Origin of the sequence: Paraburkholderia sp. 22098 (assembly GCF_052045935.1) — a bacterium.
In the GTDB taxonomy this organism is placed as follows: domain Bacteria; phylum Pseudomonadota; class Gammaproteobacteria; order Burkholderiales; family Burkholderiaceae; genus Paraburkholderia; species Paraburkholderia caledonica.
On the sequence record NZ_JBQEPV010000007.1, the window covers coordinates 190,228 to 207,414 of the forward strand.

General features: G+C 59.8%; 12 protein-coding genes and 1 pseudogene. 3 read left to right on the plus strand and 10 right to left on the minus strand.

Translation table 11 applies throughout. The features are described from left to right. Positions 1 to 30 precede the first annotated feature (30 nt). The 5 genes from ACTJLB_RS16765 to ACTJLB_RS16785 all read right to left on the minus strand — a co-directional run bounded on the left by ACTJLB_RS16765 (position 31) and on the right by ACTJLB_RS16785 (position 4,827). Entirely contained in the window at positions 31 to 1,200 is a 1,170-nt protein-coding gene (locus ACTJLB_RS16765; RefSeq protein WP_440783906.1) for a glycosyltransferase family 9 protein, read from the minus strand. 177 nt (positions 1,201 to 1,377) lie between these two features. Continuing rightward, the gene (gene map / locus ACTJLB_RS16770) at positions 1,378 to 2,145 is read right to left on the minus strand and encodes a type I methionyl aminopeptidase (RefSeq protein ID WP_087751978.1); all 768 of its coding nucleotides are present in this window, start codon (positions 2,143 to 2,145) and stop codon (positions 1,378 to 1,380) included. Then, on the minus strand, positions 2,142 to 2,354 hold the full coding sequence (locus tag ACTJLB_RS16775; RefSeq protein ID WP_020066756.1) for a ParD-like family protein: 213 nt from the start codon (positions 2,352 to 2,354) through the stop codon (positions 2,142 to 2,144). The genes map and ACTJLB_RS16775 overlap by 4 nt, the downstream gene beginning before the upstream one ends. 175 nt (positions 2,355 to 2,529) lie before the next feature. Next, positions 2,530 to 3,762 (minus strand): L-dopachrome tautomerase-related protein, encoded by a 1,233-nt coding sequence (locus tag ACTJLB_RS16780; protein ID WP_440783907.1) that lies wholly within the window; start codon positions 3,760 to 3,762, stop codon positions 2,530 to 2,532. Between the two features lie 57 nt (positions 3,763 to 3,819). Beyond that, positions 3,820 to 4,827, minus strand: a complete 1,008-nt coding sequence (locus ACTJLB_RS16785) for a zinc-binding alcohol dehydrogenase family protein (RefSeq protein ID WP_440783908.1) — start codon at positions 4,825 to 4,827, stop codon at positions 3,820 to 3,822. Positions 4,828 to 4,967: 140 nt separating this feature from the next. Between ACTJLB_RS16785 and ACTJLB_RS16790 the strand changes: the two genes are divergently transcribed. Next, positions 4,968 to 5,900 carry a LysR substrate-binding domain-containing protein gene (locus ACTJLB_RS16790; protein WP_440783909.1) on the plus strand — a complete coding sequence of 311 codons (933 nt, stop codon included), beginning with the start codon at positions 4,968 to 4,970 and terminating at the stop codon, positions 5,898 to 5,900. Positions 5,901 to 5,966: 66 nt separating this feature from the next. Here ACTJLB_RS16790 and ACTJLB_RS16795 read toward each other — a convergent pair whose 3' ends face one another. The 3 genes from ACTJLB_RS16795 to ACTJLB_RS16805 all read right to left on the minus strand — a co-directional run bounded on the left by ACTJLB_RS16795 (position 5,967) and on the right by ACTJLB_RS16805 (position 10,011). Then, positions 5,967 to 6,902 (minus strand): substrate-binding domain-containing protein, encoded by a 936-nt coding sequence (locus ACTJLB_RS16795; protein WP_033379458.1) that lies wholly within the window; start codon positions 6,900 to 6,902, stop codon positions 5,967 to 5,969. Between the two features lie 426 nt (positions 6,903 to 7,328). Further along, the gene (locus tag ACTJLB_RS16800; protein WP_440783910.1) at positions 7,329 to 8,687 is read right to left on the minus strand and encodes a dicarboxylate/amino acid:cation symporter; all 1,359 of its coding nucleotides are present in this window, start codon (positions 8,685 to 8,687) and stop codon (positions 7,329 to 7,331) included. Between the two features lie 157 nt (positions 8,688 to 8,844). Then, positions 8,845 to 10,011, minus strand: a complete 1,167-nt coding sequence (locus ACTJLB_RS16805; RefSeq protein ID WP_440783911.1) for a mandelate racemase/muconate lactonizing enzyme family protein — start codon at positions 10,009 to 10,011, stop codon at positions 8,845 to 8,847. Positions 10,012 to 10,129: 118 nt separating this feature from the next. Between ACTJLB_RS16805 and ACTJLB_RS16810 the strand changes: the two genes are divergently transcribed. After that, entirely contained in the window at positions 10,130 to 11,089 is a 960-nt protein-coding gene (locus tag ACTJLB_RS16810; protein WP_027804425.1) for a LysR family transcriptional regulator, read from the plus strand. A gap of 235 nt (positions 11,090 to 11,324) precedes the next feature. Here the strand turns inward: ACTJLB_RS16810 and ACTJLB_RS16815 are convergent, their stop codons facing one another. Both ACTJLB_RS16815 and ACTJLB_RS16820 read right to left on the minus strand, forming a co-directional pair. Next, the gene (locus ACTJLB_RS16815) at positions 11,325 to 12,977 is read right to left on the minus strand and encodes a SulP family inorganic anion transporter (RefSeq protein WP_204521945.1); all 1,653 of its coding nucleotides are present in this window, start codon (positions 12,975 to 12,977) and stop codon (positions 11,325 to 11,327) included. Between the two features lie 139 nt (positions 12,978 to 13,116). Further along, positions 13,117 to 13,737 carry a hypothetical protein gene (locus ACTJLB_RS16820; RefSeq protein ID WP_440783912.1) on the minus strand — a complete coding sequence of 207 codons (621 nt, stop codon included), beginning with the start codon at positions 13,735 to 13,737 and terminating at the stop codon, positions 13,117 to 13,119. A 1,010-nt stretch (positions 13,738 to 14,747) separates the two neighbouring features. On the opposite strand from ACTJLB_RS16820, the pseudogene ACTJLB_RS16825 reads away from it, so the two are divergent. Continuing rightward, a pseudogene (locus ACTJLB_RS16825) lies at positions 14,748 to 17,113 on the plus strand (two-partner secretion domain-containing protein). Positions 17,114 to 17,187: the final 74 nt, after the last annotated feature.

Here is a 17,187-nt window from a genome sequence, read left to right on the forward strand (position 1 = left end):
GCGATAGGACCGCCGAAGGTCCCATCCAACCTACACCGTACTCACGCAAGTACGCTGCGTTTGCAATGCACTCAGCACGGCGTCCACAACCCGCTCGACGCCTGGCCAGTTTTTCTCCGGTTGGCCTTCGATATAAACATCCGGTGCGACGCTCTTATAGTGTTCCGGGTATCCCCAGATTGCATCGTGAACCGCCGGCCTCGTGATACTGCCGCCGAGCACTGCGACCGTCGGCCGGTGGAACGCGGCAGCCACATGCATCAGCATCGAGGAGTTCGTCAGGACGGCATTCGCATTTTCGGCGAGCGCAAAGACCGTTCGCATCGACACCTCGCCCGCGACCGAACGCACCGGGACGTTGGGTCCCGCGGCGACGATCGCTTCGTTGGCGCGCGCCTTGTCGGCCTCGCTACCAACTATAAGAATCTCGCAGCGGTCGCCGGACTGTTGCAATGCGGACGCAATCTGCGAGAGCGCTGCCCCAAACTGTCGGGGATCCCAAGCCTTGGTGGGAACTCCCGCTCCGACGCTAACCAGCACTCGCCATGTCGTGCCAACTTCTGCGGAGTCATTTGTCCAGATCCTGTCGGCGCTTGCCCGTTCGGCTGCCGTGAGGAAAAGCTGAGGTCGAGCGTCGGGAAGCTCCGTTGCGCCGAGCAACTCGGCTTGCGCGAGCGCGGCGCGACCGGATTGGCGGCGCGCAAAGTCAATGTAAGCGTGACACCCGCTGTGGCCGCCGCGATACCCGCGCACGCCGATGCGATATCGCACACCAAGCCGCATCATCAGCAGCGCGCCCATGTAACTGCCGAGGACGTCGATTCCGACGTCAAACCCGCCTCGCTTGCGCAGCGCGGCGACTTGCGGCGATTTCAGCAGGAAACGCACGACGTCACCGGGCGAGCGGTTCTCGACGATCTTGTTGTTCCATGGTGCGTCGATCTCGACGATTTCATCGATGAACGGATTGTTCTCGAGAATCGGGCGCCCCCAACTGCCGATGCCGGCAACGATTCGGGTGGCCGGGAAGCGTTTTTTGAGCGCCTCGAAGATCGGCGTCGCAGTCAGCAATTCACCAAAATCGTTCGGTCGAAGGACAAGAATTTCACGCGGCGTACTGCGACGAGGGTCATGCCGCGACGGGGTCAAGCGGCCAATCACCCAGACCGGGAATTCAGTAAGCAGGCTTTTCCATTCCATTGCATATCCACGAGATGAGGTGAGTGCCAAGCCGCGCGGAGCGACGCACTGAGTGTGCATGGAAGGAGGTGCCCGGTCTGTGGGCCGCCATACGAAACTGCCGCGTCGCGAGCGCTCGCCGCTATGGCGCGTTCGCGAGCTCGCAGCTTCCGTCGCCGGTGTTGAGCCCGGCGGGTTTCAGTTCAACGTTCTTTCGTCCGGACGCAACGTCAAGACGCGTACACCGTTCCGGGTGACGGCGACGGTATGCTCAAATTGTGCGGACAGCTTTCCATCGTTCGTGACGACCGTCCAGCCATCGTCTTCAGTCCGAACGGCATGTCGCCCCTGGTTGATCATCGGCTCGATGGTAAAGACCATGCCCTCTTGCAGCACCAGACCTGTTCGCGGCTTTCCCCAATGCAGCACCTGAGGCGGTTCGTGCATTTCGCGTCCGATGCCGTGTCCACAATATTCCCTTACGACCGAATAACCGTTTTGCCGTGCGTGCCGCTCGATCGCATGCCCGACATCGCCCAGTCGCGCGCCAGGACGAACGGCCCTGATGCCTTTCCACATCGCTTGATACGTGACTTCCACGAGTCGTTTAGCTAAGGGCGATACCTCGCCTAGCAGATACATTTTGCTGGAGTCCGCGATGTATCCGTTCTTTTCCAATGTGATGTCGAAATTAACGATATCGCCGCTTTCCAATATTTCCGTGGGCGACGGAACGCCGTGGCAAACCACGTTGTTGCGCGATGAATTCAAGACGTAGGCGTAGCCATATTGGCCTTTGCTCGCCGGACGGGCATTGAGTTCGTTGACGATGAGGCTATCGACCAGATCGTTGATGTGCATGGTCGACATGCCGATCATGTCCAACCGGTCCAGATGACCAAACACATCCGCGAGCAATTTGCCGGACTCCGCGAGCAACGCGATTTCTTCTGGCCGCTTGGTCACGTGGACGCCACCCTGACGGATCGCGTCTCCACGCCTGCTGCTCGCAGTTCGCGCGCAACGATTTCACTAAAACTGTGCGTGGGATTCATTTCGCACAGCATGCCAATCTTGATCCAGAACGCCGCTTGCGCGTTGATCGACCGACACGACACCTGGCTCGCTTTGCGTATCTGATCATGCAAGTCGTCGTCAATATTCACGATGCCCATTTTTGCCATCCGTATATGAAACATATATGGATCATATACTCTTGTCTGTTCGCAGTGCAAGCGTGTTGGTGCTCGCGATTGCGGTCACTGCCAAGGGCCAGTGCGCAAGGTGACCAACCTGAAGTCACATCGCCGAGATTGACGATGGACTTCAGTTTTGGGGAGATGCGATGTGTCAGAACGTCGGGGCCGGGCCTGCGCCAATACGTACACGGAAGAGCGCGTAGGGCTTCCTGCGCTCGTCCTTGCCGCTGTGGAAAACAGGCTGACGATGCAGTTGATTCGCCGTGAAGTACAGATATCCGTCGGTGCCGACCGACAGTGTGTCCGGCCACAGCACGCGCGGGTCATGCACGATGGTCTGCCATTCGCCGCCCGGTTCGAGCTTGCGAATGGAGTCGTGTTCGTAGTCGCCTGCGTAGACGGCGCCGTTCGCGTCGCTTTCGAGTCCGTCTGAAGCGCCTTTCTCTCCCAGGTCTTTTACAGCGGCTGAAAGTTGGGCTTCGCTGATCGACGGGTCGCGCAGCATGGCGGTCGGCACCGAGTAGAGATGCCGGCTTGAAAGCGGGCAGTAGTAGAGCGTCTCGCCATCCGGCGAAAGCGCGATGCCATCCGATGCAACGGTGAACGGCGTGCTCTTGCCGTTTGCATCTCGCACTTTAAGGGTCTCGCCTTCGACCACGGGCACGAAGGCCGGATCGGCCGATGTGGAAACGTCACCGGTCAGGCGTCGCAATGCCTTGCCCGAGTCGAGGTCGATGACGATCAATCCACCGGTGCCGCTCAACGACGAGTCGGTCACATACGCGACGCCCGCTTTGCCCACGCGGAAGTCGAACCGCACGTCGTTCACGTAGGTTTGCGCGCGCATGACGTTGGCCGGAAAGACCAGCGTCTTCACCACGCGATTGGTAGCGAGGTCGATAGCGACGAGCTTGGCACCTCCCGCAACCGGATTCGAGAAATTGGGCGCAGCGGTGTCCAGTACCCACAGACGTCCGCGCCCGTCCGCAACCACGCTTTGAACGCTCAGGAAATGCGCGGCTGCGTGGGAAACGTCCGCACGATTGATGTCCGCATTCGGATACGCGACCACTTTACCGTCGCGCACTTCCGCAACGGTGGCCTGAACGTCGTCGCCCCAGCGCGGGAAGTTGACGAAAATCCGCCCGGTTTCCGTGACGGTCACGCCGGTGGGCATCGGCCCGGAGAATGTCGCCACCGTTTCTATCGAACCGATGGTGCGTTCCGTTGCCTCGTTGGACGCCGCCACTGGTGACGGCGCCTGCGATGGTGCCTGGACGGACGCCGCATAGGCGAAGCTGCCGAAGCTCAGGCTCACGGCCAGCGCGATTGCGGCGCGGCGCATCGCGCCGCTCTTTTTACCGCCTTGATAGATAGATTGCATGGTCGTTCTCCAGTTGTGTGTGATGTTGCAGGTGGCGTGATGAACCAGTGCGGCGAACTAGAAACCTTCGAGCACGATTTTTCCGCGAGCGCGTCCGCTTTCGATCAGCGCATGAGCGCGGCGCAGATTCTTCGCATTGATGGTTCCGAAGTGATCCGCCATCGTGGTGCGCAGCGTGCCGTCGTCGATCAGTGCCGACACCCTGTTCAGGATTTCGTGCTGCCTGACCATGTCAGCGGTTTCGAACAGCGACCGTGTGAACATCAGCTCCCAATGAAGAGAAATGGACTTCCGCTTGAGCGGCATCGCGTCGAGCGTGTCCGGATCGTCGATCACACCGAGCCGGCCTTGAGGCGCCAGCGCCTCGACGAGCTGCGGATAGTGAAGGTCCGTTTGAGTCAGGCTCGCGACGTAACGCACCTGCGGCGAACCGATACGGCGCAGGCCTTCCAGCAGCGGTCGCGAGTGATCGATCACGTCGTGCGCGCCGAGCGCTTGCACCCAATCACGCGTTTCAGGGCGGGACGCCGTGCCAATCACGCGCAGTTTCGTCAGACGGCTCGCAAGCTGCGTGAGCATCGAGCCGACGCCGCCGGCAGCGCCGACTATCAGCAGCGCGTCGCCCGAGCCTGCGTGCTCGGCTACGCCGAGCCGGTCGAAGAGCAGTTCCCACGCCGTCAACGAAGTCAGCGGAAGCGCGGCGGCTTGCGCATCCGAAAGCGTGGCAGGTTTCCTGCCGGCAAGCCGCTCGTCCACGAGCGCGTATTGCGCGTACGCGCCGGGGCGGGCAATGCTGCCCGCGTAGAAGACCTTGTCTCCTGGCGCGAACAGCGACACGTCGTCGCCCACGGCCTCGACGGTTCCGACGGCGTCCCAGCCGAGTACGCGCGGCGCTTCGGTCGGCGAGCCCATGCGGACTTTCGTATCCACCGGATTGACCGCGATCGCGTCTATCTTCACCAGCAAGTCGCGCGATGCCGGTTCAGGCGTAGGCAGGTCGAGATCGACGAGCGAATCCGGATGCTCGGCGGGGAGACCGTGCTGTGTATAGACCACTGCTTTCATGCGCATGCTCCAGGTACGTTTTGAAGGGCTTCAGCGCTCACCGTGCTCGTGTATCGCTGAGGTATGGCTGAATTCTGGCGCGACCTCATAGGTGCGAAAAACCAGTTACATTAGGGAAGACTTTCACTCCTGGAATGAAAATGGTCCGGTTAGAAGACCTTCAACTCTTTGTGAGAACTGCCGCGCTCGGCAGCTTTTCAAACGCGGCGAGAGAGGCGGACCTTCTGCCCGGCCAGGTCAGCGCAGCGATTTTGCGGCTCGAGCGGGAGCTTGATATCCGGCTCTTTGCGCGGTCCACTCGCAGCCTCAAGCTGACTGCAGAAGGCGAGCAGTACCTTCCCTATGCGGAAGAAGTTCTGTCGATGATTCACGAAGGCCGCGAACGTCTGCATGGAGAAAGACATGCGCTGCAAGGCATGCTGCGGATCGCGGCGCCTTCCGATCTCGGCCGCAATAACCTGCTGACCTGGCTTGGTACGTTCCGCGAACAACATCCGAAGCTGACATTGCGGCTTTCGCTGTCGGATCACGTAACCGACGTCTTCCGCGATCCGGTGGATGTGGCAATCCGCTATGGGTCTGCGGAGCAGGCGAGCTACGTTGCGCTCGCACTCGCCGAGAACAATCGAAGGGTGCTGGTGGCTTCGCCGGAGTACCTGAAGCGCCGCGGCTCGCCCGCTTCTTTGGACGAACTCGTTTTGCACGATTGCCTGCCCTATGTGCTGGCAGGTCGCGTCTATGACCGCTGGTCGTTTCCGTCCAATGGCGTGCGGCGGCAGGTCACGGTGAGAGGCGTGCTGCTTTGCGACGATGCGGAAATCGCGAGACGCTGGGCGGTGGAAGGCCGCGGCATCGCCTATAAATCGTGGCTCGACGTGCACGACGATGTGATATCCGGCCGATTACATGTCCTGTTGCCTGACCAACCTGGGGAAACAGCGCCGCTAAACCTGGTCTGTCCGCACCGTCGTCAGTTCTCGCCGGCTGTGCGATATCTTCATGCTCATCTCAGGGAACGGGTGTTGCCCATGAGCGCAGCGATGCGTGAGTACGCGAACTCATTGGTGGAATGACGCCGACACGGCTGCGCTTTTCTGATTGCGCGGAGCGGTACTGAAGGCGCTCGTGGCTCACTCCGCTTATCGGGCGTACCTCGCCAACAACGACCGGATCGCCGGATCGTTCATGTTTTGTGGCGTAACGGTGACCACGTCGACGAAGAGAGTGCGGGGTGGCGGATGGCCCTGCAGTGCCTCGACCATGGACGCCAAGGCGAGGTAACCCATACGGTAAGGGTCCTGCAATATGGCGGCATGTACGATTCCTTTTTTGAGGCCTTCCAGGAATTCCGGACGCCAGTCGAATAGCACGAGGCGCGGGCGCTGGCCGATTGCCGCGGTCTCGATCACCCGCAGAGCGCCGTAGGCAATCGGTTCAGCCGGCGCAAAAACGGCATCGAGGCGGCCCGGGTAGCTCTTTATCACCTCGGCGATCAGCACTTCGGCATCGCGCGGTCGATACCCTACGTAGGTATCGATCACCACATCCCATCCCTCTTTGCGGGCAACGCTTAAAAATCCGCTTTCTCTCGCAACGGTCGAACTCACGTTGGGCGCGAGCCGCAGCATTGCCACCTTGGCGCCCTTTTTCAGAACCGGTACCAGGCTGAGCGCCGCCTTCCTGCCAGCGCTGAAATTGTCTGTGTAGACGGTCGAGATTCCATCGTAATCGGCGCTGTATCGATCCACGAGGATCACGGGGACTGGGACTGAAACCCGCGTGTCGCCGGCCAATGGTTCTGGTGCCAGTACTACGCCCGAGACCCCCTGCGTCACCATGTATTCGATAATGCGCAGCTGGATATTCGGTGTATTGAGCGACTCGCCGTCGGACGGGTTGCGAATCAGCAGATCTACATGATGATCATGGGCAGATTGTTGTATTCCCTTGAGCAATGTCTGATAGAAGACAAGTGATGAGCCCGGCAGGACGACACCGATTGTGCTCGCGTGCGCGGTCGGCGCCATCACCGCCAGCGACCAGAGCAGCACAAAAAGTCTCAGAGGTCCAAGCATGGTGTGTCCACTCGAAGTGGCCTCGACCTGACCGCATAAGCTTGCGGAAAGGCATTTCCCTGTTATGAAGATTCTCGCCAGGCAAGCGGAATCTTTGCCCCACACACTAGTTTTCAACGACCTTTCGGAATAATAAGCCGATGATCGGCGGGCCGCCATTGCCACTTCATGGGATGGGGCAGCGGACGGGTTCGGCCACTACCGGCCATCCGCCCGCAAAAGGCTGCGGTCATTCAAATATCAGCAATTGCGCTGAAGCCGACGTACGCGCTTGCCGTCTTCTGTGGCGTCGGGAACTCATGATAGTTGAGCGCGGCCTCACGAGAACCTTCTTTGTCCGTTTGCGTGGTCGTTTCGGCAATGCTTAAAAAAAATTGGCAGTCGCCCAAGGGTGACTGCCAATTTGCAGAGTGATGTTGTGGAGGCTCAATGAGCGTTCGATCGGACGGATGTGTCGCCCGTAGATGCGGATGCGATGGCCGGATTGTCGATCGGCTGCAGCTCTTCAAATTCATCAACGTACGTACGATTCAGCACCGCACGCGCAGTGTTCATGTCGAGCTGTCCTTCCCAACGCGCGACCACGACAGTTGCAACCCCATTGCCGATCAGGTTCGTCACGGCCCGAGCTTCATTAAGAAAACGATCGACACCGAGAAGCAGGACCAAGCCTTCGACCGGAATCTTGTGCATCGACGCGAGCGTCGCGGCCAGCGCAACGAATCCAGCACCCGCGACTCCCGCCGAGCCTTTCGAAGTGAGAAGAAGCACGCCCAACACAAGCAACTGATCCCAAATCGTCAGATGCACATTCATCGCCTGGGCGATGAACAGGGCAGCCATCGTGAGATATATCGCCGTTCCGTCCGCATTGAAGGTGTATCCGGTAGGCAACACCATTCCAACAACGGGTCGCGAGCAGCCCATCCGTTCCATCTTGACCAGCATCTGCGGAAGTACCGCTTCCGTGGACGCCGTGCCGAGCGTGATCAGGATCTCGTCCTTGATGTAGCGGAGGTACTTGAACAGCGACAATCCACACATCCTCATTATCAGTCCGAGGACTACAACCACAAAGAAGATAGACGTTAGATAGAGGCACAACATCAACTGGCCGAAGGAAGCCAATGTGCCGATCCCGTACTTTGCGATGGTGAAGGCCATGCCGCCGAACGCACCGATAGGCGCGACGTACATGACGATCCGCACCACCCCGAACATGCCCTGAAGGAACATATCTAGCATGTCTACAAACGGTGCCGTCCGAGGTCCTAGCCTGGCGAGAGAAATGGCGAGCAGCAGCGAGAAGAAAATGATGGGTAGCATCTCGCCGTTGGCGAACGCGCCGACGATGCTGTTCGGGACAATGCTCGTGAAAAAGTCGAGCATGCCATGTTGCCTGGCGGCAGTCGTATAGGTCGAGATCGCAGACCCGTCGATGTGCGACGGATCGACGTTCATGCCGGCACCGGGTTTGAAGACATTCACGACGACCATCCCAATGAGGAGTGCGATCGTCGATGCGACTTCAAAGTAAAGCAGCGCCTTGACGCCGACGCGGCCCGCTTCATGAAGATCATTCATGCGGGCAATGCCGACAACCACCGACGCGAAGATGATCGGTGCAAGCAGCATTCGGATCAACTTGATAAACAAGTCACCGAGGGGCTTGAGTTGGGAACCAACGTCCGGATAAAAGTGGCCCAGCAGGATACCGGCGATGATCCCGATAAGAACCTGCACATAGAGCTTCGAGAGCGTCTTCCTGACTTTCGATACCAGCATGTCTGTCTCCTATGACTGGCGTCTATTTGTAGAGTACGGACGAGCATCCACAGCGGGATAATCCGCTGTGGTGAGCACGGCCGAGGTGCGCCTGAATTGGTCTTTTTATAGGCGTAGCATCGACGAGGACCGCCGATGCCCTGATACCGCTGAGTGTTTATGCCGACAGCTGGCGCATCTCGGCAATGAGATCCGATTTACCCTCGAAGCCGATACCCGGGAGGTCCGGCATCGTGATATAGCCGTTCTCGACCTTGACCCCATCGGGGAAGCCGCCGTACGGTTGGAACAGGTCCGGATAGGACTCGTTTCCGCCCAAGCCAAGGCCAGCGGCGATGTTCAGCGACATCTGGTGACCGCCGTGGGGAATGCAGCGGCTCGGCGACCAGCCGTGCTGACGCAGCATGTCCAACGTGCGCAGATATTCCACCAGACCGTAGCTCAGCGCGCAGTCGAATTGCAGCCAGTCGCGGTCGGGACGCATGCCGCCATAGCGGATCAAGTTACGCGCGTCCTGCATCGAGAACAGGTCTTCGCCCGTCGCCATCGGCTTGTCGTAGTAGTTGCGCAGCGTGGCTTGCAGTTCAAAGTCGAGCGGATCGCCCGGTTCCTCGTACCAGAACAGATCGTATTGAGAGAGTGCCTTTGCGTACCGAATTGCAGTGTCCAGATCGAAGCGACCGTTCGCATCAACGGCAAGCTTCTGGTCGTCTTGCAGCACGCTGAGGATCGAGTCGATGCGGCGAAGATCTTCGTCGAGCGATGCACCGCCGATTTTTTTCTTCACCACGGTGTAACCGCGGTCGATATAGCTGCGCATCTCGTCTTTCAGCTTCTCATGGTTTTGGCCCGGATAGTAATAGCCGCCTGCTGCGTACACGAAAATCTTGCGATCCGGTTGGCCGTTGCCGTAGCGGTCCGCCAGCAACTGAAACAGCGGTTTCCCTTCGATCTTCGAGACCGCATCCCAGATTGCCATATCGATGGTGCCAATTGCGACCGAGCGTTCGCCGTGGCCGCCGGGCTTTTCGTTGGTGAACATCGTCGCCCAGATTTTATGGGGATCGAGGTTGTCACCAGCATCGTTGACCAGCGAGGCGGGGTCAGCTTCGAGAATGCGAGGGATGAACCGCTCACGCATGAGCTTGCCCTGCCCGTACCGGCCGTTGGAGTTGAAGCCGTAGCCGATTACCGGCTTGCCGTCCCGAATCACGTCGGTGATGACTGCGACCAGACTCAGCGTCATCTTGCTGAAGTCAATATAGGCATTGCGGATCGGGGAACTGATCGGAACGGTCTTTTCGCGGATTTCAACGATTCTCACGGCTTCGTCTCCAGAGTTTTACGAGGTGTTGCGACTCGTCGGCTGCAACATGGGACGTAGATTAACCGTGAACAAGACTGCTAAACTGCACTTTCATTCACATCACTTTTCAATTCAAGTGAATACTGAGACGCAGACTGCGACTGATTTCGAGTTTTTTATTCTTCTGGCGAAACTCAGAAGCATGTCAGGCGCCGCACGAGCTCTCGACTTGTCACCGCCCGCTGCGACGAAGAGGCTTGGCGTCATTGAACAGCGACTCGGCGTACGACTTGTCAATCGAACTACCCGGAGCGTGAGTCTCACGCCTGAAGGCGAAACATATCTTCGGTATGCAACGCAGATAGTCGGACAGGTCCGCGAAATGGAGGAAGCGATCTCGGGAACGAAAGGTGACCCTCAAGGGCTCGTGCGCGTCAATGCGACGCTCGGCTTCGGCCGAACAACAATCGCGCCGTTGGTCTCGGAATTCGCAAAACGCTTCCCGAGCGTCGAAATCCAGTTTGAGGTCACCGATCGTCCAGTCGATCTTGTTGAAGGCGCGTTCGACATGGCGATAAGATTCGGCGAACTTCCAGACACTCGTTTGAGCGCGCGAAGAATCATGAGCAATCGCCGCTTCCTTTGTGCCTCGCCAAAATACCTGGAGAAGTACGGCACACCAGAGCGCGTCGAGGATCTAGCCCAACATCGTTGCATCATCCATCGCCAGAATAACGACGCATATGGCGTCTGGCGTTATATCGTGAATGACCACACCGAGGCCATCAAGGTCAAAGGGGCCTTGTCGAGTAACGACGGCGACATCGTGCTTCGCTGGGCGCTTGAAGGACACGGGATATTGATACGGTCTGAATGGGACCTGGCCAAATATGTGCAGAGCGGGCGTCTCCAACTTGTGCTGCCTAACACGGTTCTTCCGTCCGCCGACTTATTCGTCTACTACCCGAGGCAGAAGAATCAAACAGCCCGCGCGCGCGCATTCATTGATTTCCTCGTGAGTCGATTCCAGGCACCGTTCACTCCGGTGGAAACCGGCGCGGAGCCGCGGGAACGGAAGAAGCGCAGCCGCGGTTGATGAGTTGGAAGCAAGACAGACTTGAACGCTCGCATGCGCATTGTTCCTAACGTTGCTTTCGGTCGGTCTTGAGTTGACACCGTGACGAATCAACGCCCGAATGACTCAAGTTTGCCGCTGCGAGACGCTGACGATGGAAAGCGGCGAGTGGCCGAAGAGTTCGGTCGACTGGAGACCATCGCGTGGGGCAGCAAGCGGAGGGCGATCGCCGCCCCCATCTGACGGAGTGTCGTCTTCATTTCGCGTGAAGGTCTCCGATGATCACTGGAAGCGCCTTCCTCAATTCGTCGAAGTTGTTGAAGATGTCGCGCTCGGGTACGACCGCCGGGATTACCTGCAGCCGCTCGAGAAGGTCGCGCTGCGACACCGAAACGCCAACGACCAGCACGCGCACCCCGGCCGCGTTTAGCCGCACCAGTGCATCGTCCAACGCATAGACGCCAGTCTGGTCCATGTACGAGATGCGATCCATGCGCAATACCAACAGCCTGCTCAGGAGTGTCGCCTGACGCGCGATGTCGAGGAACTTGCTGGCGAAGCCGAAGAAGATCGGCCCGTCGACGTGCTTGATAAGAAGTCTGTCGCGAAGTCCGGCGGGAATGGTCAGTTCGTCCGCCCAAGGCTCATCAGCGACCGGGGTAAGCATCGTCCGCTGCTCGGTAATGTCGCCCACCTTCTTCACAAAGACAAACGAAGCGACGACGAGGCCCGTGGCCACCGCGATGATGAGGTCGGTGAATACGGTTAGCGCGAGCACGAGGAGCATTAGAAAGGCATCCGACCGTGACAATTTAAGCAGGTGGCGGAAACTGCGGCGATCGATGATGCCGATTCCGACTGTCACCAGCAGGCCAGCGAGAATTGCACGGGGAACGTGCTGAAGCAATCCTGAAAGGCCAAGCAGCACGGCTGCCAGGAAGAGTCCATGGATCACGCCCGACAGGCGTGTTCTTCCCCCTGCATCGACGTTGACAACGGTGCGCATGGTGGCGCCGGCGCCGGGCAGCCCGCCAATCACGGCCGCTGCGATGTTGCCCAGGCCTTGCCCGATGAGCTCGCGGTTGCTGTCGTGCCGCGTACGCGTGAGGTTGTCGGCCACGAGCGCTGTCAGCAGCGAGTCGATGGCGCCTAGTAGCGATAGCTGGAGCGCGGCAGACACGAGGGAAGGCAGCCGGTGCAAGTCGAACGCCGGCATCGTCAGGGTCGGCAATCCGGACGGGATTTCACCGATTACGGGGACGTCGAGCTTCAGCATCACTGCAGTGATCGTCAGCATGATCAGCGCCACGAGGGAGGCCGGGATTACCTTGGTGAATCGGGGCAGGAGCAATGCGATCGCGATCGTCGACGCGGAAAGCGCAACGGCGCTCCACTTGATGTTGCCTCCCAGTAAATGCAACTGGCTGAGGATCGACCACGGGTCTGATCCCGGTGCGTCCGCGCCGAGCATCGGAAAGACCTGCTGCGTGATGATGATCACGCCGATGCCGCTCATAAAGCCCGAGATGACCGGGTAGGGCACATATCGGATATAGGACCCGATGCGCAGCAGACCGAAAGCGATTTGCATGAAACCGGCGACCACGAAGATTCCAACGACGAGTGGAAGGTTCGCGCTGCCAGAAGAATGCATGTTCGCCGCCAGCACACCTGCAACGACCAGCGTCATCGGCCCGGTCGGGCCTGTGATCTGCACCGGCGTGCCGCCAAACAGCGCGGCGACGATGCCGGTGACAATGGCACCGTAAAGGCCGGCCACCGGGCCGAGTCCCGAAGCGACGCCGAAGGCGAGCGCCAGCGGTAGCGCGACAACACCCGCCGCCACGCCACCGAAAATGTCGCCACGTCCGATCATTGGCGACGACTTGGTGGATTGAGGCTCAAGCATCTCTCTCATAGCATTGCTTCCGGTCGCATTTGACCGCTGACGGATCGGTTGTGCGCCTGCAACTGGAGCGTGGACACATTGGCTGACGGCGACTATCCGCTCGATCGTTGACACGAGCGGTGACCGTCAGGCTCTCATCCTAGAAGATAAATCGTATGCCGAGCACCGGTCCCTGCTGCGTCACGTCGTAGAGGAATCCCCCGTTTCTATGCCGGACATCGAGATAGCGGTATCCGGCGTAGGCGGTGAGCCATTTCTTGAACCGGTAACCAACGCCACCGTAAATTTGCCATGTCCAATCGGACGAAATTCCGAATCCTCCGGCGTCCAGGTAGCCGTCGACGCTGAATCCGGTAGCGAACGGCAACGTCCCGCGCACGCCTATGACCGGATTCACCCATGCGTCACTGCTGCTGCCGCTTCTCCCGCGAAGGAGGGCACTGGTCAGTGTGAGCTCGTTGTTGACGTAGAAAATTCTTGCCCCCGCAAGGCCATCGACCGTAATTTTCGGCGAGTCAATGAACCGGTAGGCTCCGGCGATCGTGCTGTGGAAGTTCTGTTGTACGAGCGTTCCCGTCCCAAACAAGGGGCCTGGCGTCGATGCACTCGCTTTTAGTTTTATGTACTGTACGTCGCCAAGAATGGCGAAGCGGCCCTTCCATGCTTCACCGCTCACGAAAACGACCGCAGGCCAATCGATATGATTGAAGATGTCGCCAAAGCTCACGTCAATCGAGGAAGGCGGCAGACGTTCGAACACGCCTACGTCGCCGCGAACTCCCGACATCCAGAGATAAGGCGACGATCCTGGCCAGTGAAGTACGCACAGGATTGCGGTCCTTGCGTACCTGAAACGCTTGGCGTGCATGCTGTCCGCGGCAACCGCGCGCTGTCTGAGAGAGCGGCGGCTTGCGACGCACTACGCGAACGACGCCGGTTCGGCGTTGCCACCGCAAATCACGACGGCGATCTTTTCACCGGGCGAGCGCACACAGGCGCCCGAGGTCAGCGCGGCGAAAGCGGTTGCGCCTCCGGGCTCCGCGGCGATCCTGAACTGTTGCCATAGCGCGATTTGCGATACGCGTTGGATGCGGAAGAATTGATCGCCGGCTTGACTTGCGTCGCGGTGCCGGTGGTGAGTGGAGGGCAGGTTCGTGGCGCGCTATCCGTTGCGGGCCAACGGCTCGCATTGGCAATCCAGCCGCCTTGGCGAAGATCCTGAAAGCGGCGGTTAAGACATTCGCGCAGTAAATGAATAACAACGGATGCACCGGTACACCGCGATCGACAACGTGACATTCGTTGATCAGGCGCAAACCGGTGCGACAGGGGACCGCAGGGAAACGACCGGACGGGGCGTTAGCATCAATACGTCGTTGAACACAACACCTGCTGATCGCGTCGTGCACGCAAGAACAAAGCAGTGGTGTTGTAAACGTAATCGCGCTAACCGGGAGTATGAAATGTCTGCCACCTCTGTTCTCATCAGCATGGTCCCTATGTGGGGAATCCTTCTAATCGCATCCGGCACGGCTGCGTACCTGGTGTTCTGGCGCAAGGTCATCAAATAAGCGTGCCGTCCTTTTCGATCAGGTTCGTCTTTTGCTGCACATGACGGGCGCGAAAAGACAGGGCGCAAACTACTAACTTTTGACTGACTACGGCTGTTCCCCCTGCTAGCCTTCAGATCAATGAACGTGCGCCACTGGCCTGATGTCGAGCGCACTCGCTCAGGATGGCGAAACATTGATGCCGGAAAAAGGGGGTTCTATGACCGTTGCAGCGCTAGCGCGTGGCACGCGCCCACTCCATGATCGTCGGCGGTCGTTAGCAAAACGGTGGGCCGGGTTAGGGCTTACCGCGGCGGCGCTTCTCCACGGTCAGGCGAGTGTCGCGGCAGGACCTCTGCCCCAGGGCGGCAGTTTCGTCGGCACCACGGGCAGCATCGCGCAGAACGGCCGGAACCTGAACGTCACGCAAGCAGGCGGGCGCGGCATCATCAATTGGGACAGTTTTTCGATCGGTGTGGGGAACACCGTGTCGATCAACAACGGCACGGGCGCGACGCTCAACCGCGTGACCGGCAGCGATGCGTCCGCGATCTACGGCGCGCTCAACGCGACGGGCAGTGTGTATCTCATCAACCCAAACGGCGTGCTGATCGGTCGAACCGGCGTGATTTCGACAGGTGGCCGCTTTCTGGCATCGACGCTCGATGTTTCCGACGACAGCTTCCTCAATCCGCGCGCGATCGGCGGAACGGCCTACACCGGGAATTCCACGGCGAATGTCGTCAACCTCGGCAGGATCTCTTCGTCTGGCGGCGACGTTCTGCTTATATCGGCCAGCAAGGTCGTCAATGCAGGAAAGATAGATGCGCCCAACGGCAACGCGGAATTTGCCGTGGGGCGTCAGGTGCGCTTGTACGATAGCGCTTATCAGCAGCTTTCCGTCGATGTGGGAAGCGGCGGCACGATCAGGAACACGGGCACCGTCGAAGCGGCGACCATCAACCTCCAGGCGGCGGACGGCAACATCTTCGCGCTGGCCGGTCACTCGGGTGCGCTGCGCGCGACGGACACGTCTGGCTCGTCGCCGACACCACCACAAACTACCGCGTCAACACGGGCAACGTCGATGCACGCGGCGCTCAGATCAGCGCTCGCAACGCGGACGGCAGCCGCGGCGTAGTCGAGATGTCCGGCGGCAGCGTCAAGGTGGGCGGCGCAGACGTCCAGGCCAGACAGTGGAACATTACGACCGGAGATTTCACCGTCGATGCGCGCACCGCCGACACGCTCGGCGCCAGCCTGAGCCGCGGCGCGTCGGTCAACGTGCTGGCGAATGGCGCCGACGGCAAGCTGGGCGCGAACGGCAAAGGCAACATCGACGTGGAAGCGAGTCTGCGCTGGCGCGGTGACGCGTCGCTTAATCTCAATGCCGCGCACTCGCTGACCATCGCGCCGCGCGTCACAATCGCCAACATCGGCGCAGGCCCGCTGACGCTTTCCGCCGACAGCTATGGCTTCGACAACGGCGGGAGCGTGATCAATCAGGGCACGCTCGACTGGTCGCGAAGCACCGGCATCATCACGGTGCTTTACGACATCAACGGCACTTTCACACGCGGCACGGTCGTCACGAATCCGTCATGGCAGGCCGCGCCGTTCAGTGGGCTGCTCACGCAATTCACGGCTTATCAGCTAATCGCGTCGCTGGACGACCTGCGCGCGGTGAACAACAACCTCGCGGGCAACTATGCGCTGGCTCCGCGCGGAATCGAATTCGTCGATGCGGGCGAGTTCGGCGGGATTGGCTCCGCCGACCATCCGTTCACCGGCCAGTTCGACGGCATGGGCCATCTGCCGGCAGATCTTCATCTCGCCACTAATGCCGGAATGTTCAACGTGATCGGCAAAGATGGGGTGGTGCGCAACTTCACGCTGGCAGACGGCACGGGGACGTCGTCCTCGGGCCCTGTAGGTTTGCTCGCGGCAGTCAATTACGGGACGCTGATCAATGTCGGCGCGACAGGCATCATCACGTCGACGGGCAACGCGAACTCGGTGATCGGCGGGCTGGTCGGCGAGAATTTCGGCAACATCGAGCGGTCGTGGGCGGGTGTGAACATCACCGGCACGGGTGAACTGGGCGGGCTGGTCGGGCGCAACGACGGACACATCGATCGTTCCTATTCGCTCAACTCGATGACAGCCGGCGCGCCGAGCACTTTTGGCGGACTGGTCGGCACGAACAATGGCGACATCGTGCGTTCTTACGCCTTCGCGTTCCAGATGAGCGGAGGCACGACGGTCGGCGGACTGGTTGGCAACAATACTGGCCGCATTGAGCAGTCGTACGCGTATGCGAAGCTCACGCCGGATGCCAACGCGACAGTGGGCGGCATCGCGGGCAACAATAGCGGCAGCATCGCCAACGACGTTTTCTGGAACAGTGAGTCATCGGGCGCGCAAGCCGGCGTCGGTTCGGGGACGGCGGTGGCCAGTTCGAGCGGACTCACCGACCTGGAATTGCGGGATCCTGCAAGCTTCGGACCGACATGGGACTTCGGTGCAAACGGCACCTGGGTGGCAGGCTATTTTGGGCCGTCGCTGAACCGGCTCGCGCAACCATGACGCGGTGTTACTTGCGAACTAGCTGTTGATGAGCGCGTCAGCCCGGCTACCTTACTTTGGGTTTTCGGGCACCG